This is a genomic window from Bacillus cereus group sp. MYBK108-1, from assembly GCF_051917185.1.
Lineage (GTDB): Bacteria > Bacillota > Bacilli > Bacillales > Bacillaceae_G > Bacillus_A > Bacillus_A cereus.
On sequence record NZ_JBQAHZ010000006.1, the window covers coordinates 201288 to 225713 of the forward strand.

The following is a 24426-nucleotide window of genomic DNA, read 5'->3' on the forward strand; positions in this document are numbered from 1 at the left end:
TTACTCCTTCGCTTTCTTGCCTTCTAATAATGTTTGAATAATAATTAATACAACACCAATACATAATGCTGAATCAGCTATATTGAATACTGGATAGTTGTACGAGAAAATATACACGTGAATGAAATCCACTACTTCTTGTCTAAATACACGATCAATAAAGTTACCAATTGCCCCGCCCAAAATTAGGCCTAACGAAATACCTAGAAGCTTGTCTGTTTTCGCATACTTTTTCATATAAAATACAATAAACACTACAAAAACAACTGTAATAATGTAGAAGAACCACATTTTATTTTCTAAAATACCCCAAGCAGCGCCTCTATTTCGATGTGATGTTATGTATAATACATTGTCGATAATCGGAATACTCGTACCCAATTCCATGTTCTTTACAATTAACCACTTCGATATTTGATCGATAGCAATGACGAATAACGCTATTACATAATATATCATTTTCATTTCCCCCACAAAGACAGTGTACCTCAAAATTTTAGCATAGCTGCTACCTTTTCACAATGAACCTTTATAGAAGAATAAAATAAATTAAAAAAAGGTAATATAATATCGTTGTGCGTATTCATACATTTACCTTTTCATAAAAGAATTCATGAATCGTACGGGCAGTCGGCATTGTCTTCATTTGCTTTGTCGAAATTAATCTCCCCGTCTCTTCACAAATACCATACATGTCTATTTCCATTTTAAATAATGCGCGTTCTACATCCTTTAAATCCTCTTTTATATCATGTAATAGCAATTTTTTCTTTATCTCTTCCTTAATTTCATATCCAAGCTCTTGGCTGAACTCGACATCATATTTGTGCATTACTTCTTTAGCTAGTCTCTCTTGCAACTCTTTTCTCATCAATTGCAATTCTTCTTTTATTTCCATGTAAATTTCATTCACGTGTACATTCCTCCTAGCTGTAATGTACAGTTAGTGTGTCCGAAATTTATTTGCTTACCTCACACACATTTTTCCTTCACAGGAAAGAGTCTGAAAGTGATTTTGATATGCCATCAACAAAAAAAGCTGACTGCATCAATAGCAGTCAGCTTTTTTTATTATTTTACATAGTTTTCTTTAACAACTGTTGCACAACGCTCACATAATGTTTCATGTTCAGCATCTTTACCAATTGTTTCTGAAACTACCCAACAACGTTCACATGTTTCACCAGTTGCTTGAGCAACAACAACCGCTGTATGTTCATACTTCGGTGCATCTGCTGGCGCTTCATCCATCATACCACCAAGTTTATACTCAGAAACGATGAATAATTGCTTTAAGTCTTCGCTAATAGACTCTAACATAGCTTTCATTTCTGCAGTTGGATATAGCGTAATGCTTGCATTTAATGACTTACCGATTACTTTTTCATTACGAGCTACTTCTAGTGCTTTTAACACGTCATCACGTAATGTCATAAATGCATCCCATTTTGTTTTTAACGCTTCCGCGTCATCTAATTGTACAGCTTCTGGCATATCAGTTAATTGTACACTTTCTTCTGTTACGCCTGGAATGTATGGCCATACTTCATCAGCTGTATGCGGTAAGATTGGTGTTACAAGTTTCGTTAACGCAACAAGAACATCATATAATACAGTTTGAATCGCACGACGATCTTCGTGGTTTGCACCTTCAATATATAAAATGTCTTTTGCAAAGTCTAAATAGAATGAACTTAAATCAATTGTACAGAAGTTATGAATTGCATGATACACAGCAGCGAAGTCGTATGTCTCATATGCTTCTTTAACTTTTGTAATTAAGTCATTTAATTTCACTAACATGTAACGATCTACTTCACGAAGTTCAGCTACAGCTACTGCATTTTCACTTGGCTTAAAGTCGTCTAAGTTTCCTAATAAGAAACGGAATGTGTTACGGATTTTACGATACACTTCTGCTACTTGTTTTAAAATATCATCTGAAATACGTACGTCAGATTGATAGTCAACAGAAGATACCCATAAGCGTAAAATGTCTCCGCCTAATTGATCCATAATTTTCTTCGGTACGACGATGTTTCCAATCGACTTACTCATCTTACGTCCTTCACCATCTAGTACGAAACCGTGACTTAGTACGCCTTTATATGGAGCTTTACCTGTTACAGCAACTGCTGTTGATAATGAAGAGTTAAACCAACCACGATACTGGTCAGATCCTTCTAAATATAAATCAGCTGGACGCTGTAAATCTTCGCGCTCTTCTAATACCGCTTGGTGAGAAGAACCTGAATCGAACCATACATCCATGATGTCTGTTTCTTTACGGAATTCGCCATTTGGGCTACCTGGATGTGTAAATCCTTCTGGTAATAGATCTTTCGCTTCACGCTCGAACCATACGTTAGAACCGTGTTCACGGAATAAATCTGCTACATGGTTAATTGTTTCATCCGTAATAATTGGATCACCATTCTCAGCATAGAATACCGGAATTGGCACACCCCATGCACGCTGACGAGAAATACACCAGTCACCACGGTCACGAACCATATTATGAAGACGAGTTTCTCCCCATGCTGGTACCCATTTTGTTTCTGCTACAGCTTCTATTAATTCTTTACGGAATGCTTCAATAGATGCAAACCACTGTGCTGTCGCACGGAAAATAATTGGTTTTTTCGTTCTCCAATCATGTGGGTATGAATGTGTAATGAATGTTAGTTTCAGTAACGCGCCTACTTCTTCTAATTTTTCTGTAATTGGTTTATTAGCTTTATCATAGAATAAGCCTTCAAATCCAGGTGCCTCATTTGTTAATACACCTTTATCATCGACTGGGCAAAGTACTTCTAATCCATACTTTTTACCAACAACGAAGTCATCTTCCCCGTGTCCTGGTGCTGTATGAACACAACCTGTACCTGCATCTGTTGTTACGTGGTCTCCTAGCATAACTAATGAATCACGATCGTAGAATGGATGTTTTGCAACTGTGTACTCAAGTTCGCTACCTTTTACTGTTTTCACAACTTCAGCATTTTCCCACTCTAACGTTTTTGCAACTGTCTCAAACAGCTCAGAAGCAATGATATATTTCTCATCGTTTACTTTTACAATGCTATATTCAAGCTCTGGGTGAACAGAAATACCTAAGTTTGCAGGTAATGTCCAAGGTGTCGTTGTCCAAATGATGTACTTTTCATCACCTTCTAATACGTTCTTTCCATCTTTTACAGGGAATGCTACGTAAATAGATGCTGATTTTTTATCTTGATATTCAATTTCAGCTTCCGCTAAAGCAGATTCACTCGTTGGAGACCAGTAAACTGGTTTTTGACCTTTATAGATATAACCTTTTTTCGCCATGTCACCAAACACTTTGATTTGTTGTGCTTCATAAGCTGGCTCTAAAGTAATATATGGATTATCCCAATCTGCACGTACACCTAGACGCTTAAATTGTTCACGTTGACGTTCTACTTGTTCATATGCATACTCTGCACATAACTTACGGAACTCAGCAACTGTCATTTCTTTACGTTTTACACCTTTATTTGTTAAAGCTTGTTCAATTGGTAAACCGTGCGTATCCCATCCTGGAACATATGGCGCACTAAAACCAGTCATTGATTTATAACGAACAATAAAGTCTTTTAATACTTTATTTAATGCATGTCCCATATGAATGTCACCATTCGCATATGGAGGTCCATCATGCAATACAAATAAAGGACGTCCTTTTGTATGTTCTTGTACTTTTTCGTAAATATTCATTTCAGCCCATTTTTCTTGCATTGCAGGCTCACGTTTTGGTAAATTCCCACGCATTGGGAACTCTGTTTTTGGCATCAGTAATGTATTTTTGTACTCCATGCTCAATTCCTCCTTACATGTATAAAAGAAACACTTAAAAAACGGAATAAAAAAGAGACCTTCTCATCCCAAAAAGGGACGAGAAAGTCTCCCGCGGTACCACCCTAGTAGATCATATACATATGTATAGAATCCTCTTTATATTCTTAACGCGAATACACGCCTACGCTTACTCTATTTGTTCAGCGCGGAACTCCAGGGTGATATTCCCATATCTCCTTATCCTGAGCTTACACCATCCTCAGTTCGCTATATAAGGTTTGAAAAGGTACTTATCCCTATCTTCGTTTTTCTTAATAAATATGTTGTTTAAAATTATATGTAATAATGAGAAAAACGTCAAGCTTACACTGTTTCTTCTTTTTTCAACAGTTCATCTACTTCGTCTTCTAATTCAATTAGTTTATCCCAATCATCGTTGTTTAACATCTCAAGCTGTGTTTCTAATAACATACGGAAACGAGTTCGGAATACTTTCGCTTGTTTCTTTAGCTCTTCAATATCAAAAGCAACTTTTCTTGATTTTACTAATGCTTCGTTAATAATACGATCAGCATTCTTTTCAGCTTCACGCACAATTAATTTCGCTTCTTTTTGCGCATTACGTTTTACTTCTTCCGCTGCTTCTTGTGCAACGACGATAGATTTGTTTAACGTATCTTCAATATTAGAGAAATGATCTAACTTCCCTTCTAACTGCGCAACTTTTTCTTCTAAAGCTTTTTTCTCACGAATGACCAATTCATAATCTTTGATAATTTGATCAAGAAACTCATTTACTTGATCTTCATCATAGCCACGGAATCCGCGACCAAATTCTTTGTTATGAATATCTAATGGTGTTAACGGCACAACGCCACCTCCAAGTAGTTATCTAAATTTCCTCTTTCAATTATATCTTTTCTTCGACAAAATAGGAGGATTTCCTTCTAAAAAACCAATCATTTTAGTATACCATACAAAATTCTCCATTTGTCGCGTTTTGTTCTACCTTCTACAGAAAATAATTTACTTCGGCCATATCCTCTAACAGAAAAAACATCTCCTGGATAGCATTCATAAGAAGTTTGCTCCACTGTTTTCCAATTGACTTTTACTAAACCATTTTTTATGAAAGGTTGTACTTTCTGTCTAGATAAATGTAACATTTCAGCTAACATAACATCTAAACGAAGTGAAGAAACCGTTCCAGATTTCTCTCCCCACGTTTCATCTATCTGTAGAATTTGTTCTCCTTGCACTGACGCTAAAGAGACTTTTACTTTCCCTATTGATTGTAAGTTCATCTCAATATACGATACAATTTCTTTCGCAACTACAATTTGGGCACGATTTTCTTGCAGCAAAATATCACCACATTTTTCTCTTGTTAAACCAAGAGACATAAATGTACCTAATATTTGCCTATGTTCTAGCGTATAAAACTTGGAAGGATAGTCAATTTCTAATACTTCTACTTGAAATTCTTCTTCATTTAATTCTAGATAGTCTGGATAAATAAGTGCTCTTTTACGCTCTGCATTAGGCGTTGCACCACCAAATTGTACAGCAACATCACCTTGTCCTATTACCATAGAAACAATTTGTTGTTGCCTAGGATCAAGAAAATCCGTTAACTTCACTTGATGGTACTCCGCCGCTCGCTTCCACTCTAGCACTTTATCCACAAAGACCTCCTCATCAGGCCTAAAATGTTCGTAGATGCTCATGTATTTACCTTCTTACTATAAGAAATAGCTTAATAAACTGAACAAACCAGTTTTAGCAAGTTTCAACGCAAAGATCGCAACGATTGGAGAAATATCAATCATTCCAAGCGGCGGAATAAAGCGGCGGAATGGTTCTAAATACGGTTCACAAATACGTGCCAGGAACTCTCCAAAAGATGATTCCTTTGCACCAGGAAACCATGATAGGAGAATGTAAATAATAAGTGCCCACGAGTAAATCTCGATAGCATAACTTAACACTATAAAAACTGTTGTCATGGCGTATTACCACCTCTTTATATTTGTTTCTTCTTCTTCACCGAATAATTCTGAAATCGCACCAACAATATCTACATTTTCAGGTGTACACATAAATGTTTTCGGCCCTATTTTTTGAATGTCCCCGCCTATAGCGTATACAGTACCACTTAAAAAGTCAACGATACGTACCGCTTGATCAGTAGACATTCTCTGCAAATTAATTACAACAGCTCGTCTACCTTTTAAGTGGTCCGCAATCCCTTGTGCTTCCGAATATGTGCGTGGTTCTAATAAAACAACTTTTGAAGATTGTTTTGCTGTTTCAATACTCACAACATTTTGCTTCGGTTGCGCTTTCGGAAACGTAACGTCTTGTTGTTCTGGTGGATCTTGCTGCTTTTTCATGTCTGTTTGCTCCTTTTCATAACCATATTGAGCTGCTTCTTTTTCTTCCGGTGTATCAAAAAAGAAGTATTTTACTTTTGACCAACTCATAATAAGATTCTCCTTCCTTTTACGCTTTTCCTACTAAAATCGTTCCCAAACGAATATATGTAGCCCCTTCTTCAATTGCAATTGTGTAATCGTTGGACATTCCCATTGATAATTCTTTACATGGCGCATGTAATAACTCTAGCTCCTGCACCTCTGTTTGCAGCATACGTAATTCCTTAAAACAGCGTCTGATTTCTTCCTCTTCTTCTGTAAATGGAGCCATCGTCATTAGTCCAACCACTTCAATTTTATCGAATTCTTGCAAACTTTGAATAAAAGAAACAACCTCTTCTATTGCCAATCCTTGCTTCGATTCTTCAGATGAGGTTTTCACTTGAATAAAGCATTTCACTTTCTTATCAGCACGTTTCTGAATTTCTTTCGCCAGCGAAAGACGATCTAACGAATGTAAATAATCAATTTCATTAATGATTTCTTTTACTTTTCTCGTTTGTAATGAGCCAATAAAGTGCCAATTAACTTTTGAACCGAAATGCTCGTATTTCTGTAAGAAACCTTCATTTCTATTTTCACCTAAATCGATAATTCCAGCTTCAATTACTTCGTTTGTTTTTTCAATCCCTACAGTTTTTGTAACTGCAACAAGTTTAATATCTTGCAACGAACGTCCAGCTCGAGCGCAAGATTCTTTAATAGCTTCATTTACAATTACTAAATTTTCTTGTACTGTCACTTGCTTCCTTCCTCCTTAAAACCTATGAAACTCAACATTCTTCCTGTCTTACCTTGATCACGACGATGAGAGAAAAATAGTTGCTCTTCACAGCTTGTACAAAGAGATGACATTACAATATGCTCTTCTTTTATGCCTGCTTGTACACATAATATACGATTAATTTCTTTTAAATTAATTGCGTACTGCCCGTCAGAAATTTTTTGATGAGGAACAGCACCGCTAACTACTTCCTGTGCTGCTGTTAATACACGATCATCCACAACATAACAACAAGATCCGATCGACGGCCCAATTGCAACATGAATTTCATCACTTGAAATACCTTCTGCATTCCACTTTTGAATCATTTCCTTTGCAATCTCTTGTACAGTGCCTTTCCATCCAGCATGCGCAAGTCCTATCATACCATGTGATGGTGCATAAAAATAGAGCGGAACACAATCCGCGTAACAAGACGTTAACAGAACATCTTCATTACTCGTATAAATGCCATCTGTTTTTGAAATGCCGTCCTCATATGAATAGACACCACTTCCCTTTTCCTGTTGCCCTACTTTTTCAACATGATGAGCATGAACTTGTTCAGAGCAAATCCAGTTTTCTAATGGTTTTTGTAACTTATTTGCTAAAATGCGTCTGTTTTCATGAACGTTCTCCACGATATCATTCACATGTAATCCTAAATTCATCGCATGAAAGGAGCCCGTACTTATCCCACCATCTTTTGTCGTAAATCCAGCAGTAATGTTTCCAAGTTCTTTCCACGCTTGTAAATACAGTATACCGTCCACATATTTAAATGGTTCTCTCATAATAAAGCGGCTCCTTTTAATTAAAATAACAGAAAAAAGCATGGTACTTCCTGTCTATTTTACCATACTTTTATTTTTTCATAATCCTAACAGAAAAAAAAGAGGAATTTGTAATATTCTTTATGAAATTGTCGGTGTTTGTATTGATTCTGTTACAGAATTAACAGGATTTACTCTTACAAGTATGACATCTTCCCCAATTTTCACAATTTCCTTCCAAGGAATTACAATCTCAACATCTTTTCCAAAAATACCTAGCATACGTGTCTGTTTGGAAATAATAACAGAACAAATTTTCCCTGTGTTCATATCAATTTCAATATCTCCAATATTCCCAATCCTTTTTCCATCTGAAATATTTATAACATCCTTCATCTGTAACTCTGAAATTCGTATCACCATTTTTATCCTCTCCCTTATATGACAAATTGGAAACTGTTTCTCATATTTACAGGAAGCCACCTATACGAAACACCATGCTAGTTTCATTATATGAACACTAATCCCCTACTATGAGCACAAACCATATTACATATAAAAAGGTCTCACCATAATTGGTGAGACCTTATCCTTGAATCGTTTTATTCATTTGTTTAATGGCTGACTTCTCTAAACGTGATACTTGCGCTTGGGAAATCCCAATTTCTTCTGCAACTTCCATCTGTGTCTTTCCTTGGAAGAAACGTTTTCTAATAATCATTTTCTCTCTATCATTTAAACGCTTCATTCCTTCTTTCAATGCTAATTCTTCAACCCACTGCTCGTCCTTTTGTTTTTCATCACTTAACTGATCCATAACAAAGATAGGATCTCCCCCATCATTATAAATCGGTTCAAATAATGAAACTGGATCTTGAATCGCATCTAAAGCAAATACTATCTCTTCATGAGTTACTTCTAGCACTTTTGCAATATCCATTGCTGTTGGTTCTTTTGAATTTTCTGCAATCAATTTTTCTCTTACTTGCAAAGCTTTATACGCAATATCTCGCAATGAGCGCGATACGCGAATCGGATTATTATCACGCAAATATCTGCGTATTTCCCCAATAATCATCGGCACAGCATACGTTGAAAATTTTACATTTTGGCCTAAATCAAAATTATCAATTGATTTCATAAGTCCGATGCAACCAACTTGAAATAAATCGTCAACATATTCTCCTCTGTTATTAAATCTTTGGATGACGCTCAGTACAAGACGTAAGTTTCCATTCACTAATTTTTCTCTTGCGCTTATCTCTCCACTTTGCATTTCACGAAATAATTTACGCATCTCTTCATTTTTTAATACTGGAAGTTTAGCTGTATCAACACCGCAAATTTCTACTTTGTTTCTCGTCAAAGTGTTCCCTCCTATCGGGAGTTGCTGTACAGTGTAAAGTATTTCCTTTGAAGGGGATTTTATGCATGTGGTTTTTTCACGATTTATTATTTAAATTATCTTTCCTAATACAACTAAATAGAATAAGACCAGCCTACATAACGGCTGGTCTTATTCTTTACACCATTTTATTAAATTCTTTTCGTAATCTTTTTATAATTCTTTTTTCTAAACGCGAAATGTATGACTGTGAAATCCCAAGCATATCAGCCACATCTTTTTGCGTCTTTTCCTCTCCTCCAGCAAGCCCAAACCGAAGTTCCATAATTTGTTTTTCACGATCATTTAATTGGTGTAATGCTTTCATTAAAAGGTGACGATCTACAGTAGCTTCTAAATCTTTTGTAATAATATCATCATCTGTACCTAACACGTCAGACAATAACAGTTCATTCCCATCCCAATCAATGTTTAGTGGTTCATCAAAAGAAACTTCCGAACGATTTTTGTTATTTCGACGTAAATGCATTAAAATTTCATTTTCTATACAACGCGATGCATATGTTGCTAATTTTATTTTCTTTTCTGGATTAAATGTATTTACCGCTTTAATAAGGCCGATTGTTCCTATACTAATCAAATCTTCAATATTTATCCCTGTATTTTCAAACTTTCTTGCTATATATACAACGAGCCTTAAGTTACGTTCAATAAGTAATGACCTTGCTGCCTGATCTCCTTTTGGCAATTTATTCAAAAGAACTTCCTCTTCTTCTTTTGTTAACGGTGGTGGCAACGCTTCACTTCCACCAATATAATAAATTTCATCGGTCTTAATTCCTAATTTCAGCAATACTTTATACCAAAGGTATACTAAATAAAATTTTAATTTCATCATATTATCCCGCCTCTCATTTATTAAGCGATCACCATTTTTTGCGAAATCAACATTTTTGGATGCACAATACATTGATACTCCCCATTAGTAGACAGCTGTTGTGTATTTAATCCAATTAATACTTTGTTTACAACAATAGAACTACCTTCATGGTCAACTTGCACACTGTCAGGCTTAATTGCCCACAAAAATTGACTCTCTACTCCTACTGCACGGAAAGGAATTAAGCGTAATTTGGTCGCCCAACCAGAATCATTTTCTGGTATTTGAGGAATTTCTGTTTTGGAATAAATTTGTTCTGTTAACCAAGATGGTAAGCAATGTTCTAATGATGAAACATGCATAATCATAACAGGTGTTTTTGTTAATGGGTCATAAAGTTGGTTCCCACTATCAATAAGACCTGCGAGTTCTAGTTCTTCTTCGGCTAATTGAATTTTTACTTTCACAATTTGATCATAGTGTATTTTCGTGACCTCTACGCTTTCAATACGCTTTTTAGAAAAATAATAAATTACTGGAAAACCAAAAATAACAAATAACCAACTAATTGGATCACCGTAAGAAATTGACTGAGATTGAACCAATCCATTTACCATTTCATTCGTTTGCAAAAAGAAATGAGTTCCAATTAATCCTCCGCCAACCATAAAGGTTACAAAGTAAAAAGTAAAAACAGTTTGTGCATAATTTCTAAATGTCGTAAACCCAAATGCTGTATACACAATAAGTAACGAGTACAGTAGTTTCATAATTGGATGTGTCATCATAGAAGCAAAAGGAGTAAAGGCAAAAATAACAATGGTTGAACCTATAAATGCCCCTAACACAAGCCTCCATCTTTTGATTTTCTTTTTTAACACGGTAGCTGTTAATAAAAGCAAAAGAAAATCAATGCAGGCGTTTAACAACCAAACAACGTCGGCGTAAACAACCAAACAATTCACCTCTTTTTTCAAGTTGAGACTAGTATAATGCATATCCAATAGGAAAGTGTGTCAATTTGCGGAGGTGTTTTTTTGTTATTTTGTGATTTCTAGACATAATCTGTCGGTAAAAAATAAAAGTACAAATTCATAGAATGATATACTCTTATTTTCACAAACAAAGTATATTGAAATATACGAAATAAAAAAAGACCTGCTTAGCAGGTCTTTTCCATAAAAAATAAAAAGGAGCATGAAAGCTCCTTTTTTTATCGTCTACGACGGTTACGTAAAAATGCTGGAATATCGATATCATCTGAATCTGAATGACGCTCATGTACAACTGGCTCTTCACGCTTCATTTCACGTTTTACTTCACGCTGTTTTGAAGGTTGAGCTACTGGTTGTTGCTGTTGTTGTGTGTGGTTCGCATTCGGACGAATAATTGGTTTTGGTGGTTGAGTTGCAATGCTATCATCAAAACCAGTTGCAATTACAGTTACAACGATATCATCTTTTAATCCTTCGTTAATAACAGAACCGAAGATCATATTTACTTCTGGATCTGAAGCTGAAGCTACGATGTCTGCCGCTTCTTGTACTTCATATAAGCTTAAGTTAGCGCCACCCGTAATGTTCATGATAACACCTTGAGCTCCATCAATAGATGTTTCTAGTAATGGGCTAGAAATTGCTTTTTTCGCAGCTTCTGCAGCACGATTTTCCCCATTACCAGAACCAATACCCATTAAAGCAGAACCTCTATTAGACATAATTGTCTTTACGTCTGCAAAGTCTAAGTTAATTAAACCTGGCGTTGCAATTAAATCCGAAATACCTTGAACACCTTGACGTAATACGTTATCAGCTTCACGGAATGCTTCTAACATTGGCGTATTTTTATCAACAATCTCTAATAAGCGATCGTTTGGAATTACAATAAGAGTATCTACATTTTCTTTAAATGCTGCAATACCAGATGCTGCTTGCGTCGCACGCTTACGTCCTTCAAAAGTAAATGGACGTGTTACAACACCTACTGTTAAAGCACCTAATTCTTTTGCAACTTGAGCAACAACTGGAGCTGCACCAGTTCCAGTTCCACCGCCCATACCGGCAGTTACGAAGACCATATCCGCACCACGAAGTGCTTCTTGGATCTGTTCTTTACTTTCTTCTGCAGCTTTTTTCCCTACTTCAGGGTTTGCGCCTGCACCAAGTCCACGCGTTAATTTTCCACCAATTTGCATTTTTGTTTCAGCTTTTGATAGATTTAATGCTTGTGCATCAGTGTTCACAGCGATAAAGTCTACACCTTGTACACCGTGTTCAATCATACGGTTTACAGCATTGTTTCCGCCACCGCCGACACCGATAACTTTTATATTCGCTAATTGATCTTGAGTAGTATCAAACTCTAACATGTCGAAATCCCCCTAGAACCTCATTTTTCGTGTCCAATTTTAATCCCATAAATAACGGAATACACGTTTTACTTTTGACATCATGCGGTCATCATTTTGATTATTATTGTTTTGATTACGAGTTTTTTGTTTCGTGGGTTGCTGTTGTACCGGCGTTGGTGCTGGTGCTGGTACTGGTTCAAAATGCTCTTGCTTTTCCTGCACATTTTTCCCACGTAATTTAGCTTTTTGATAAGAATGTTTAATTAATCCAACTCCACTTGTATATTGGGGCTCACGCACACCAATATAATCAGGAGTTGCTACACGAACATTTTCATGTAAAATATCATATGCAAGATCAAGAACACCTGGCATAGAAGCAATTCCGCCAGTTAGTACATAACCAGAAGCCACTTGCTTTACTCCTAACTTACGCACTTCATCTTGAACAAACATTAAAATTTCCTCTACACGAGCCTCTATTATATCCGATAATTCCAACTGAGAATATTGTTCTGTTTGATCACTTCCCATAATAGGAACCGTAAACATCTCTTCTTCAGATGCTGTATCATAAAAAGCATGTCCATATTTCAACTTAATTTGATCTGCATTTTCTGTTGAAGTTTTCAACCCAATCGCAATATCTTTCGTTATATGGTCTCCCCCTAATGGTAATACGCTTGTCGCTTGTAACTCTCCATCTTTAAAAATAGATAAAGTTGTAGATCCTCCCCCCATATCAACAAGGGCTACTCCTCTATTTTTTTCATCTGAAGATATTGCAACTGTTGCAGCCGCTAAAGGTTGAAGACAAATATCAACAATTTCAAGACCTGCTTTTTCTACACAACGAAGTAGGTTATGTAGTAAAGTTCTCGAGCCTGTAATAAGTGTACCTTCCATTTCTAATCTTACACCGATCATCCCGCGTGGATCGTTAATCTCGTCAAGACCGTCTACGATGAACTGTCGAGGTACCACATCAATAAACTCACGTTCTGGAGCAATTGACACAACTTGTGCTGCATCTAGAACGCGTAAGACATCTTCATTCCCGATTTCACGATCTTCATTTGAAACAGCGACTACTCCGTGACAAGGAAGTAGCTGTACCTGGTTTGCATTGACACCTACTACAACTTGCTCAATGTGGATCCCCACCATGCGCTCAGCTTGTTCAATTGCTTTTTTAATTGATCGAACAGTCTCGTCTATATCAACTATCGATCCCTTCTTTAAACCATTTGATTTTACATTTCCAACACCAATAATGTTTAAGCTGTCATTAACCATTTCACCAATGATGACTTTAACATTGGATGTACCGATGTCAAGACTAACATATATTTCATTGCTGTTCATTCTTTGGCACCTCCTTCTTTATTTATACCATACAACTCAATATATGGAACAACAATCGCAACTTTACTATTTATAAGAAAAATATTCAACGTCTTTATACGTTTCCCTTTTTTAACCCTATATTTTTCTTATTTTTATTTAGCATTCAATTAAGAATATCGCAGTAAACTATGAATAACTGCTTATCTTGAAATAATTCTATTTCGAGTGTAAAGTTTACCGCCAAGTATAAGTCTACACTAAGATGTACTCATAGAAAAGTGAAACTTGTACCAATACTAGTATGAATCTAAGAATTTTTACATATTTTTCATCAAATGAACCATTCTTCTAAATTCGTATACACATAATAGAACATTCGTTTCGTTTTTTCTGCTATAAGTAACGAAAACTACCATTCTATTCTTTTTTTTCTTCCGCACCTAATTCTTTCGTATATGCACCTACTTCTAAGTCAATTAATACCTTCTTACCTGGCTCAATTGTTTTTAAAATAAGCGGATAGGCTTCCATACGTTTTGCGAAATTTTGAATTGTAGTGCTCACTTCATAACCTTCATTCATATATAAAGTAAGATGATCTTCATTCGCATTCGTTGGTGAATAGCGAATCTCCGAAATAGATTTTAAAATAGCTGGTGTTAATTTTTCTAGTTCAGCGATTAACTCCTTCATTTTCTCTTCTTTAAAAGGTTCGAAAATCGGTGCTGCAACAGGAAGTTTTCCATTAGGCAGTACATCAAGCGTTTTTCCATTCTCTAATAACGGTTGTAATTTTCCCTCTTTATTTATATAACCAATCGTTAAATATTCTTCGATATGAATATCAATATTGTTTGGAAAACGTTTTTTTACATTTACTGCTTTAATTTCTTTTCGCTTCGTTAAGTTTTCTTCAGCTTTATGTGCTGTCACTCGGAAATAACTTGTATCATATGTCACGCCTGAATCCTTCATTACTTGTTCATCCGTCATATAGTGATTTCCAAACACACTAATCTTTTTTATATTACTAAGCGGAGACCGAAAATAAATTAAAAAGAGCACTAATAAAAATAAAATTGATATGTATAAAATCAATCGATGATTAACATTTTTTTTGTTTTTTTTCTTTTGATTTTTCAATTTTGGTACACGATCTTGTAGTTTAATCACTTTACTATTATTCATGTACGATCCCCCTATGTAACATAAAGAACGGCATGTTCCTCATGCCGTTCTTATCTTCTTATTATAACATAAATGATAATGAGCGGAACGAATAACCGTTATCTTCCAATGATTTCTACTTCTGTGTGCATATCTACATCAAATTTATCCTTAATTGTATGTTTTATTAATTCAATTAAAGACAATACATCTTGCGCTGAAGCTCCCCCAGTATTAACAATAAAATTGCCATGCATTTCAGAAATTTGAGCTCCACCAATCCTATAGCCACGAAGCCCTGCTTTTTCTACTAAATCTCCTGCAAAATGTGGGATTGGATTCCGAAATACACTTCCTGCACACGGGTGATTCCATGGTTGCGTTTCACGGCGGTAATCTTTATTATTTTGCATGCTACGTACAATTTCTTCACGTTTCCCCGCCTGTAATTGAAACACCGCCTCTAAAACAATACCAGGACGTTTCGTTTGCAATACAGATGCCCGATAAGAAAACTCCAGTTCTTTATTCGTTAACCAGTCAATTGCACCGTCTTCAAACAGAATGAGAGCCTTCGATAATACACTCGATATATCCGATTTATGTGCACCTGCATTCATATATACTGCACCACCGACACTTCCTGGAATACCGCTTGCAAACTCCAATCCAGCTAACCCTTGACGACTAAGTAAAGTTGACAATTTAATAAGAGGATATCCACTACCAACTCTTACCTTATGTTTTTCGACCTCTAAGTGATCTAATCCTTCTCCTAAACGAATAACAACACCTTCTATGCCTTGATCAGATACAAGAAGGTTTGAACCGCGACCAATTACAGTCCACTTCGTTTTGTATTGCTTTACTAACTGTAATGTTTTTTCAATACCGGCTACATGCTTTGGCACAATTAAAATATCCGCTGGGCCACCTATTTTCATAGTTGTATAACGTGCTAACGGCTCGTTAGCCAAAACACGACCAACGTCTGCTTCTATAAGCTCATTTACTAATTGTTCCATAGACAATCTCCCCCATATTAAGTCTCCTTATGACAATAATATGCAGGGCGTTCACCTAACGTTATCCCTCTATTTACGGGCAGTACAGCTCCTAAATCAAAATTAGGTGATAACAAAAAAATTAGGCGGAATGAGGATACCAGTAAACATCCGATTAGTGAAAGGTAATAATCAAAGAGAGAGAATCACTCCCCACTGATTAAAGCCTCACTTTATTTTTTTACAAGTTTATTCATTACTTCATACAGCTTATTTGCTGCATCTGGAATACCTAGTTGCTTAGCAGCTAGCTTCATATTTTGTAATGTTTGTGCATCTAATAAAATCTCATCAATATCACGAATAAGCGTTTCAGCTGTTAAATCTTTTTCAAGTAACATTTTTGCCGCTCCTTTATCAACAACTGAACGTGCATTCTTTTCCTGATGATTATTTGTTACATACGGACTCGGTATTAACACACTTGGTTTTCCTAACGCTGTTAATTCTGCAAGTGTTGTTGCCCCAGCCCTTGAAACAACAAGGTCTACACCAGTTAGTACCTCTGGCATATTATGAATGAACGGCTTAATAATAACATTGCTTGGGTTCCCTTTTTGCTTCACGGCTTCCATCACTTTGTCATAATGTACTTCACCTGTTACATATAGTATTTCGTAGCTTTTGTTCCCAAACTGTTCAATTGCTTCAACGAAGGCATCGTTAATCGGTCTAGCCCCACGACTTCCACCAAATATAAGTACAGACTTTTTAGGAAGAGAAAGCCCAACTGAACGTTTCCCCTTCATTCCATTTTGTTCCATTACCTCTGATGCTCGTGGATTACCTGTCATTACCACTTTTGACTCCGGAAAATGCTCTATAGCTGCTTCAAAACAAACAGCAACTTTATCAACATAACGGCTTAAAAACTTGTTCGTTACACCTGGTACACTATTTTGTTCATGTACAATAGTTGGAATACCTAATTTGGCTGCAGCGTATACAACTGGTCCACATACATATCCACCCGTTCCAATTACGATATCCGGATTAAAACGACGAATATATCGTTTACTATCCTGTACACCTTTTAGAAAACGCATTACTGTTTTCACATTATCTAATGATATTTTTCGTTTAAATCCACTTATAACAATAGATTGAAATGGTATACCTGCTTTTGGAACGATTGTACTCTCTAGTCCATTTTCCGTACCAATATATAAAAATCTTGCTTCTGGATTTAACTTTTTTATTTCTCTAATTAAAGCAAGAGCTGGATAAATATGACCACCAGTACCCCCACCACTCACTAATACACGCACTACTAACTCCTCCGCTTCTCTTTTCTTATTTCCATTATATTTATTTCTATATACATATTGCATTTTTACACACATACGAAAAACCCTGTCTTATAAACAGGGTTTAGTAGCGAGAATGGCGACTTATATTTAATAATACACCTACTGCCATTAACATTAATGTCAAACTTGATCCACCATAACTTAAAAACGGCAAGGTAATACCCGTAACAGGCATTAGTCCTGTTACAACACCAACATTAATCATTACTTGAATCGCAATCATCGCCACAATACCTACTGCTAAAAACGTACCATATAAATCTGGCGCTCCTAATGCGATACGAATCCCGCGCCATAATAATAGACTAAATAATAATAACACAAATGAACCACCAATAAAACCTAATTCCTCGGATAAGATCGCAAATATAAAGTCAGTTTGTGGTTCAGGTAAATAAAGAAATTTTTGTCTACTTTGTCCAAGTCCAAGCCCAAATAATCCACCAGGTCCAATTGCAAGTAATGATTGGATAATTTGAAATCCACTCCCGAGCGGATCTGACCACGGATCTAAATATGATGTAATGCGTTTCATTCGATACGGTGCTGATGCAATTAACCCTACAAATCCTGCTACACCAATCAAACCAAACATTGCAAAGTGAAAAACTCTCGCTCCCGAAATGAATATCATAATGATACATGTCCCAACCATTACCGTTCCTGTCCCAAGGTCTGGCTGTAACATAATCATCCCAAAAGCAAGAAACACAAAACTAAGAGCCGGTAATAAACCACGTTTAAAAGATGTAATCAATTTTTGCCGTTCTGCTAAAAACTTTGCCAAGAAAATAATCATCGCAAACTTCATAAATTCTGACGGCTGAATCGAAAATGCTCCGATTCCAATCCAACTTCGTGCTCCTCCTCGAACAAGACCTACTCCAGGAATAAGAACGAGAATAAGAAGAATGAAGCAAACTAGCAAAATCACTTTTGAATACGTACGCCACACCCAATAATCAATTTTCATAATAAAAAACATAGCTACTACACCAAGACCCGCAAACAGTAATTGTCTTTTTGCAAAAAAGAATGAGTCCCCCATTTTATAAGAGGCCCAAACTGCACTCGCACTATAAACCATAATCATTCCGATTGTCAACAATGAAAGTGTTACGATGATGAGAATAAAATCAGGCGTTTTCTTCATTACCCACAAACACCACCTCTTTAGGCAGAACCTTTTGCCCTATGTAACAAAACATCAGTAGGTGTTAGCCTACTGATGTTTTGATTTACTTTATATAAGTTTATGCACAGCTTGTATAAAAATGTCTCCTCTTTCTTCAAATGTTTTAAATTGATCCCAGCTTGCACACGCTGGAGAAAGAAGAACGACATCACCATCTTTAGAATGAGCATAAGCTTTCACCACTGCTTCATCTAAAGTATCGACACTTTCAATTATATCTAATCCCGCTTTTTCTGCCGCTCTTACTAGTTTAGGAGCTGTTTGTCCAAATGTTACAATCGCTTTTACATTTTTGAAATACGGAATTAAATCATCGAATTCATTTCCGCGATCAAGCCCACCTGCTAGTAACACAATCGGTTGTGTAAACGCAGATAGTGCTTTCTCAGTCGCTAACATATTCGTTGCTTTTGAATCATTATAAAACTTACGGTTGTTAATCGTTGTTACATATTCTAAACGATGTTTTACACCCGTAAAACGTTTTAACACGACCGTAATTGCTTCATTAGAAGTACCTAATAATTTCGCAATACTCATCGCAGCTAAAATATTTTCTAGATTATGTTGACCAGGTAAAACGATATCGCTTACTTCAATAACTTTTTCACCTTTGAAATAAAGAGCGTTATCTTTTATACACGCACCATCTTCAATTTCTTTCGTTGTCGAAAACAGGATTTTTTGACCTTTAGAATACGCAGACAAAGCCATCACATCTGCATCATCCGCATTTATTACACTATAATCATTTTCTGTTTGGTTTTTAAAAATATTTGCTTTTGCTAAACCATATTCTTTCTTCGTCCCATGATAATCTAAGTGGGCCTCAAATAAATTTAAAAACGCAGCAATTTTAGGTTGGAACAATTCTACTCCCATCAATTGAAACGATGAAAGTTCTGTAACTACAACTTCATTTTCTTTTGCATCCTGTGCTACTTCACACGCTACAGTTCCAATGTTCCCTGCAATTACAGGATGCTTTTGTCCTTCTTTTAGCATTTCAAATGTCAGCATTGTCGTCGTCGTTTTACCGTTAGACCCCGTAATCCCAACAAATGGTGCTTCTGAAATACGATATGCTAATTCAACTTCCGTAACAATCGGAATTTGCTTTTCTTTCGCAGCAACTAATATTGGATTAGAATACGGGATTCCTGGATTTTTTACTACAAGAGAAATATTTCTCTCTAATAATTCTAAAGGATGACCACCGCATACAACGTCCATTCCTTTTGCTTGTAATTCTGCAGCAAGTACATTCTCTGCTAAAGGCTTTCCGTCATTTACAATAACATTTGCCCCTAACTTTTGTAACAATGTAGCTGCTGCATAACCACTTTTTGCAATGCCCAATACAAGAATATTCTTATTTTGAAATTCAGTTACAGTTTTCAATTACATCCACACCCCGATATAAATTCCTAACACAGCTAATAAAAATCCTGCAGACCAAAACGTCACAACAACACGCCACTCTGACCAACCACATAATTCATAATGATGGTGTAATGGACTCATTTTAAAGACACGTTTTCCTGTTGTTTTAAATGAAATGACCTGAATGATAACCGATAAAGTTTCCATTACGAATACTCCGCCAATAATTACAAGTAGCAATTCTTGTTTTAATAAAATCGCTACAGCTGCAATGGCTCCACCTAAAGCTAATGAACCTGTATCTCCCATAAACACTTTTGCTGGATTCGCATTGAATACTAAAAATCCAAGTACAGCTCCTACAACTGCCATACAGAATATCGCTACTCCAAATTGCTCTTGTGCCACAGCAATAATACTAAATGCTCCAAATGCAATAGCAGCTGTTCCTGATAATAAACCATCTAAACCGTCAGTTAAGTTAACTGCATTTGATCCACCAATAAGCATAAATAGTACAAGTACGAAATACGCCCAACCTAATTCAAACTTAACATCCGTTCCCGGAATCATGATGTATGTGTGGAACGCTTGCCCTTTTCCAATTAAAAAGAATGCAATAGCAATAACAAGCTGACCTACTAATTTTTGCTTTGATGTTAAACCAAGATTTCTCTTCTTAACTACCTTTATGTAGTCATCTAAAAATCCAATCAATCCGTAACCAAACGTCACTAATAGTAATAACGAAACCTCTGCACCTAAATAATTAAACTTAATCGCCATAATAAGTGAAGTTACCATCATAGATACGTATATGACGATACCACCCATTGTCGGTGTCCCTGATTTTTTTTGATGTGACTTTGGTCCCTCATCACGAATACTCTGTCCGAACTTTAATTTTCTTAAAAATGGAATAAACAATGGCGAAAGGGCAACAGAAATTAAGAATGCTACCCCAGCCGTTACTAATAAACCTTGCTCAAGCACATGTAGTCCTCCTCTCACGTTGTTACTCTTCGTTGTTTAAACGCCCTGTAATTGCTTCTTTAGCAACTTCACGATCATCGAAATGATGAACTTCTTTACCAATAATTTGATACGTTTCATGCCCCTTACCAGCAATAATAATGATATCATCTGCTTTCGCTTTAGCGATTGCATGGTGTATTGCTTCTTTTCTATCAATGATCATTTCATAATTTTTCCCGCTTGCACCATGTACCATATCATCTAAAATAGCCGCTGGATCTTCACTTCTTGGATTATCTGATGTATAAATTGCATGAGTTGCATATTTTGTTGCAACACTTGCCATTATCGGTCTCTTCGTTCGGTCCCTATCGCCACCACAACCAACGATACAATACACATCACCTTTTGCAAATTGTTTTGCAGTTTTTAATACATTTTCTAAACTATCTGGCGTATGTGCGTAATCAACAATAACTGTATAATTTTGCCCTCCATCAACAACTTCAAAACGTCCTGGAACCCCAGCTAAATCCTTTATAACAGCAATGATTGTTTCTAATTTCACACCCGAAACAAGTCCTGCTGCTGTTGCTGCAAGTACGTTATATACATTAAATTTACCTATTAATTTCATCGTAACATTTACACTTTCATATGGTGTGACAAGCGTAAATGTAGTCCCGCCACTCGTCATAACGATATTTTTTGCCATAATATCACTTGTTGTATCAATACCATATGTTACAACTGTTGCTGCAGTACTTCTCATATACTCTTCTGTTACATTATCATCGCTATTCAGCACAGCGTACTTTTCACGATTATGATTATAACTATTGCCAAGCTGTGCAAATAGTAACCCTTTTGCATGTTTATATTCTTCCATCGTTTTATGATAGTCTAAATGATCTTGTGTTAAATTCGTAAACACCGCTACATCGTAATCACATCCGTGTACACGACCAAGATCTAACGCATGTGACGAAACTTCCATTACCGTGCTGTCCACACCTTGTTCAACCATTTTTGAAAACGTCTGTTGAAGTGTTAGTGCATCTGGTGTTGTATTTTTCACCTCAAATGTTTCATCACCGATTTTCATATTAATCGTTCCAATTAGCCCTGTTTTATGACCATGTGCTCGCATAATCTCATCCATAATATGCGATGTTGTTGTCTTTCCATTTGTACCTGTAATTCCGATTAAATGTAACTTGTGTGTCGGTTGACCATAAAAATAATCAGCTAAAACCGCTAACGAACGAAAAGTATTTTTCACAAGTACAACTGGAACGTCAACATCAATTGGTCTTTCCGCAACAATAGCAGCCGCTCCTTGTGCCGCTGCTTGCTTAGCAAAATCATGGCTATCAACCGTATATCCTTTCATACATACAAATAAGCTTCCCTCTTTCACTTTACGTGAATCAGCTTCTATAGATGTGATTTCTGGATTTTCTTTTGGAACAACTGGAAAATCATGCAAACATGATACAAGTGTATGCAACTTCATTTCACTAAACCCTCTCTACATTGTTTATTTATCTTTTTTTCAGTAAGCAACACATTACCTCCTATATAAGGAGGTAAGTGCTACTGACCTATTTATGAATGAGACACTTACTGTCTCAAATTAAGTAACTGTTCTATAAAGAACTCACTTCCACCAATTGTACCATAAAACGTACTATGTTACCTTTAATTCCCGAAGTAAATTCTAATTTTTGAGCCTTCTTTTACTTTAGCTCCCGCTTCTGGTGATTGTTTAATTACTTTCTCTCCATCTCCACTTATATCAAGCTTCAAATCGACGAGTTGTGTTTGTAAGTCTTTCTTTTTCATTCCAATTAAATTCGGAACTTCCACAGTTGGTGTATCGCCCCATTTATATTCTTTCTCAACTTGTTCTTTTCTCGGTTTCACTCCCATAACAGGAAGCGCATCTCGAAGGATATTCCCGACAATCGGAGCTGCTACCACTCCACCAAACTGTGTAACCCCTTTTGGATTATCAACAGCAACATACACAACAATCTCTGGATCATCCGCTGGAGCAAATCCGATAAAAGATACTATATAATTATTCTCTAAATATTTACCATCTTTCACCTTTTGAGCAGTACCCGTTTTTCCACCTACACGATATCCATCAATATAAGCACCTTTACCAGAACCTTTCGCTACAACATTCTCTAATGCATAACGAACTTTTTCTGAAGTTTCCTTGGAAATAACTTTTCTTTTCTCAACAGGTGTCTTTTTACTAACAACTTGATTATTTTTCGGATCAATAAACTCCTTAGCTATATACGGCTGATACAATGTTCCACCATTTACAGCCGCCGCTACAGCTGCTACTTGTTGAATCGGTGTAACAGAAACCCCTTGGCCGAATGAAGTTGTTGCTTGCTCTACTGGACCAACTTTATCTAAATTAAATAAAATCCCACTGCCTTCACCTTGCAAGTCAATTCCAGTCTTCTGCCCAAAACCAAAATTACGAATGTATTTAAATAATCGGTCTTTACCAAGGCGATCACCAAGTTCAATAAATCCCGGGTTACATGAGTTTTGAACGACTTCTAAAAACGTTTGACTGCCATGACCTCCTGCTTTCCAGCATTTCAATCTAGCTCCACCTACTTCAGCTGCTCCATCATCATAAAACGTATCCTTCTCTAAGTCTACTAAATTTTCATTCAATGCTGCAGCTAATGTAATGATCTTAAATGTTGAACCAGGCTCATACGTACTCCATACAGGTAGATTTCTGTTATACACTTCTGGAGAGACACTTTGAAAATCCGCTGGGTCAAAACTCGGTCGACTAGACATACCTAAAATTTCACCATTTTTAGGATTCATTGCAATCGCAATCATACCGTCAGGATTATAAGTTGACTCCGCAATATTCATTTCTCTTTCCATAATCCTTGTAATACGCGCATCGATTGTTAATCCTAAATTTAAACCAGCTTCTGGCTTTTTGAAATCATCACCAACATTAGGCATCCTTTGTCCTTTCGCATCTGCAAAAAAACGCACATGACCTTTGTCCCCATTTAGCTCTTTATCATAATATTTTTCTAGTCCCATAAGACCTTGGTTATCACTACCTGCAAAACCTAATACATGTGATAAAAAGTTTCCAAATGGATAGTACCGGATAGAATCCTCTGCGATATACACGCCCTTCAAACTTAATCCTCGTACTTCTTTCGCTTTGTCATGTGATATTTTCCTTCCGCCTTTATCTAACCTTACAATCGATTCTTTTTTTGTAATCCTTTTATAAATCTCATCTTTTTCCACACCTAATACTGCAGCTAACTTCTCTGCAGTCTCTGCTGGTTTTTCAATTTGCCTCGGTACAACAAAGACAGTTGGAGCACTTTTATTCGTGGCAAGTTCCACACCATTTCGGTCTAAAATTTTCCCACGTTCGGGTTCAAAAGTAATATTACGACTCCATGAATCTTTCGCACGATCCGTTAACATATTCCCAAGAAAAAATTGCACATATCCAAGACGAATATCGATAATAGTGAAAATAAGTATACCTGATATAAGTATAAAAATAAGTCGTTTTCTAACTGTTACATTTGATACACGCATAT

Annotated in this window: 23 protein-coding genes and 1 other annotated feature; all 23 genes read right to left on the minus strand. The window is 36.3% G+C overall.

The features are described from left to right. Complete coding sequence (lspA, locus tag ACTFSL_RS12030; RefSeq protein ID WP_000642180.1) at positions 1–459, minus strand: lipoprotein signal peptidase LspA; 459 nt, start codon at positions 457–459, stop codon at positions 1–3. A gap of 124 nt (positions 460–583) precedes the next feature. Further along, positions 584–913: a molecular chaperone DnaK gene (locus ACTFSL_RS12035; RefSeq protein WP_001002956.1), complete on the minus strand. Its 330-nt coding sequence runs from the start codon at positions 911–913 to the stop codon at positions 584–586. A gap of 158 nt (positions 914–1071) precedes the next feature. Then, a complete protein-coding gene (gene ileS2 / locus ACTFSL_RS12040) occupies positions 1072–3837 on the minus strand; it encodes an isoleucine--tRNA ligase (protein ID WP_000455951.1) in 2766 nt (921 codons plus the stop codon). Between the two features lie 71 nt (positions 3838–3908). After that, positions 3909–4131 (minus strand) — a binding site (T-box leader). 51 nt (positions 4132–4182) lie between these two features. After that, positions 4183–4689 (minus strand): septum site-determining protein DivIVA, encoded by a 507-nt coding sequence (divIVA, locus tag ACTFSL_RS12045; protein WP_001131611.1) that lies wholly within the window; start codon positions 4687–4689, stop codon positions 4183–4185. A gap of 89 nt (positions 4690–4778) precedes the next feature. Next, positions 4779–5546 carry an RNA-binding protein gene (locus ACTFSL_RS12050; protein WP_002164454.1) on the minus strand — a complete coding sequence of 256 codons (768 nt, stop codon included), beginning with the start codon at positions 5544–5546 and terminating at the stop codon, positions 4779–4781. 15 nt (positions 5547–5561) lie between these two features. Beyond that, a complete protein-coding gene (locus ACTFSL_RS12055) occupies positions 5562–5825 on the minus strand; it encodes a YggT family protein (protein WP_000214233.1) in 264 nt (87 codons plus the stop codon). Positions 5826–5831: 6 nt separating this feature from the next. Then, the gene (locus ACTFSL_RS12060; protein WP_000119129.1) at positions 5832–6302 is read right to left on the minus strand and encodes a cell division protein SepF; all 471 of its coding nucleotides are present in this window, start codon (positions 6300–6302) and stop codon (positions 5832–5834) included. A 19-nt stretch (positions 6303–6321) separates the two neighbouring features. Further along, the gene (locus tag ACTFSL_RS12065; RefSeq protein WP_000218005.1) at positions 6322–6996 is read right to left on the minus strand and encodes a YggS family pyridoxal phosphate-dependent enzyme; all 675 of its coding nucleotides are present in this window, start codon (positions 6994–6996) and stop codon (positions 6322–6324) included. Continuing rightward, entirely contained in the window at positions 6993–7811 is an 819-nt protein-coding gene (pgeF, locus tag ACTFSL_RS12070; RefSeq protein WP_001209008.1) for a peptidoglycan editing factor PgeF, read from the minus strand. Before pgeF ends, ACTFSL_RS12065 begins: the two co-directional genes overlap by 4 nt. A 120-nt stretch (positions 7812–7931) precedes the next feature. Continuing rightward, a complete protein-coding gene (locus ACTFSL_RS12075) occupies positions 7932–8213 on the minus strand; it encodes a YlmC/YmxH family sporulation protein (protein WP_000236745.1) in 282 nt (93 codons plus the stop codon). Positions 8214–8376: 163 nt separating this feature from the next. Then, a complete protein-coding gene (gene sigG / locus ACTFSL_RS12080) occupies positions 8377–9156 on the minus strand; it encodes an RNA polymerase sporulation sigma factor SigG (RefSeq protein WP_000197755.1) in 780 nt (259 codons plus the stop codon). Positions 9157–9313: 157 nt separating this feature from the next. Then, complete coding sequence (sigE, locus tag ACTFSL_RS12085; protein ID WP_000976948.1) at positions 9314–10033, minus strand: RNA polymerase sporulation sigma factor SigE; 720 nt, start codon at positions 10031–10033, stop codon at positions 9314–9316. A 20-nt stretch (positions 10034–10053) separates the two neighbouring features. Continuing rightward, complete coding sequence (spoIIGA, locus tag ACTFSL_RS12090) at positions 10054–10971, minus strand: sigma-E processing peptidase SpoIIGA (RefSeq protein ID WP_000261975.1); 918 nt, start codon at positions 10969–10971, stop codon at positions 10054–10056. Between the two features lie 257 nt (positions 10972–11228). Continuing rightward, positions 11229–12383, minus strand: a complete 1155-nt coding sequence (gene ftsZ / locus ACTFSL_RS12095; RefSeq protein ID WP_000888984.1) for a cell division protein FtsZ — start codon at positions 12381–12383, stop codon at positions 11229–11231. Between the two features lie 39 nt (positions 12384–12422). Beyond that, complete coding sequence (gene ftsA / locus ACTFSL_RS12100; RefSeq protein ID WP_001087558.1) at positions 12423–13730, minus strand: cell division protein FtsA; 1308 nt, start codon at positions 13728–13730, stop codon at positions 12423–12425. Positions 13731–14129: 399 nt separating this feature from the next. Then, positions 14130–14900, minus strand: a complete 771-nt coding sequence (gene divIB / locus ACTFSL_RS12105; RefSeq protein ID WP_001065793.1) for a cell division protein DivIB — start codon at positions 14898–14900, stop codon at positions 14130–14132. Positions 14901–14998: 98 nt separating this feature from the next. After that, positions 14999–15904 (minus strand): UDP-N-acetylmuramate dehydrogenase, encoded by a 906-nt coding sequence (gene murB / locus ACTFSL_RS12110; RefSeq protein ID WP_000437018.1) that lies wholly within the window; start codon positions 15902–15904, stop codon positions 14999–15001. A 212-nt stretch (positions 15905–16116) separates the two neighbouring features. After that, positions 16117–17211 (minus strand): undecaprenyldiphospho-muramoylpentapeptide beta-N-acetylglucosaminyltransferase, encoded by a 1095-nt coding sequence (murG, locus tag ACTFSL_RS12115; RefSeq protein WP_025689214.1) that lies wholly within the window; start codon positions 17209–17211, stop codon positions 16117–16119. A gap of 103 nt (positions 17212–17314) precedes the next feature. Then, positions 17315–18406: a stage V sporulation protein E gene (spoVE, locus tag ACTFSL_RS12120; protein ID WP_000753520.1), complete on the minus strand. Its 1092-nt coding sequence runs from the start codon at positions 18404–18406 to the stop codon at positions 17315–17317. A gap of 90 nt (positions 18407–18496) precedes the next feature. Further along, a complete protein-coding gene (murD, locus tag ACTFSL_RS12125; protein WP_000860115.1) occupies positions 18497–19849 on the minus strand; it encodes a UDP-N-acetylmuramoyl-L-alanine--D-glutamate ligase in 1353 nt (450 codons plus the stop codon). After that, positions 19850–20824 (minus strand): phospho-N-acetylmuramoyl-pentapeptide-transferase, encoded by a 975-nt coding sequence (mraY, locus tag ACTFSL_RS12130; RefSeq protein WP_000893060.1) that lies wholly within the window; start codon positions 20822–20824, stop codon positions 19850–19852. Positions 20825–20846: 22 nt separating this feature from the next. Next, entirely contained in the window at positions 20847–22322 is a 1476-nt protein-coding gene (murE, locus tag ACTFSL_RS12135; protein WP_000766313.1) for a UDP-N-acetylmuramoyl-L-alanyl-D-glutamate--2,6-diaminopimelate ligase, read from the minus strand. A 185-nt stretch (positions 22323–22507) separates the two neighbouring features. Next, positions 22508–24424, minus strand: coding sequence for a stage V sporulation protein D (locus ACTFSL_RS12140; RefSeq protein WP_001266234.1), 1917 nt, complete (start codon positions 24422–24424; stop codon positions 22508–22510). Positions 24425–24426: the final 2 nt, after the last annotated feature.

Bases quoted from the DNA above. Each gene is read 5' to 3' on its own strand.
- lspA (WP_000642180.1), bottom strand. From the start codon at position 459: ATGATATATTATGTAATAGCGTTATTCGTCATTGCTATCGATCAAATA.
- ileS2 (WP_000455951.1), bottom strand. From the start codon at position 3,837: ATGGAGTACAAAAATACATTACTGATGCCAAAAACAGAGTTCCCAATG.
- ACTFSL_RS12050 (WP_002164454.1), bottom strand. From the start codon at position 5,546: ATGAGCATCTACGAACATTTTAGGCCTGATGAGGAGGTCTTTGTGGAT.
- ACTFSL_RS12055 (WP_000214233.1), bottom strand. From the start codon at position 5,825: ATGACAACAGTTTTTATAGTGTTAAGTTATGCTATCGAGATTTACTCG.
- ACTFSL_RS12060 (WP_000119129.1), bottom strand. From the start codon at position 6,302: ATGAGTTGGTCAAAAGTAAAATACTTCTTTTTTGATACACCGGAAGAA.
- pgeF (WP_001209008.1), bottom strand. From the start codon at position 7,811: ATGAGAGAACCATTTAAATATGTGGACGGTATACTGTATTTACAAGCG.
- ACTFSL_RS12075 (WP_000236745.1), bottom strand. From the start codon at position 8,213: ATGGTGATACGAATTTCAGAGTTACAGATGAAGGATGTTATAAATATT.
- sigE (WP_000976948.1), bottom strand. From the start codon at position 10,033: ATGATGAAATTAAAATTTTATTTAGTATACCTTTGGTATAAAGTATTG.
- ftsZ (WP_000888984.1), bottom strand. From the start codon at position 12,383: ATGTTAGAGTTTGATACTACTCAAGATCAATTAGCGAATATAAAAGTT.
- ftsA (WP_001087558.1), bottom strand. From the start codon at position 13,730: ATGAACAGCAATGAAATATATGTTAGTCTTGACATCGGTACATCCAAT.
- divIB (WP_001065793.1), bottom strand. From the start codon at position 14,900: ATGAATAATAGTAAAGTGATTAAACTACAAGATCGTGTACCAAAATTG.
- murB (WP_000437018.1), bottom strand. From the start codon at position 15,904: ATGGAACAATTAGTAAATGAGCTTATAGAAGCAGACGTTGGTCGTGTT.
- spoVE (WP_000753520.1), bottom strand. From the start codon at position 18,406: ATGAAGAAAACGCCTGATTTTATTCTCATCATCGTAACACTTTCATTG.
- murE (WP_000766313.1), bottom strand. From the start codon at position 22,322: ATGAAGTTGCATACACTTGTATCATGTTTGCATGATTTTCCAGTTGTT.
- ACTFSL_RS12140 (WP_001266234.1), bottom strand. From the start codon at position 24,424: ATGCGTGTATCAAATGTAACAGTTAGAAAACGACTTATTTTTATACTT.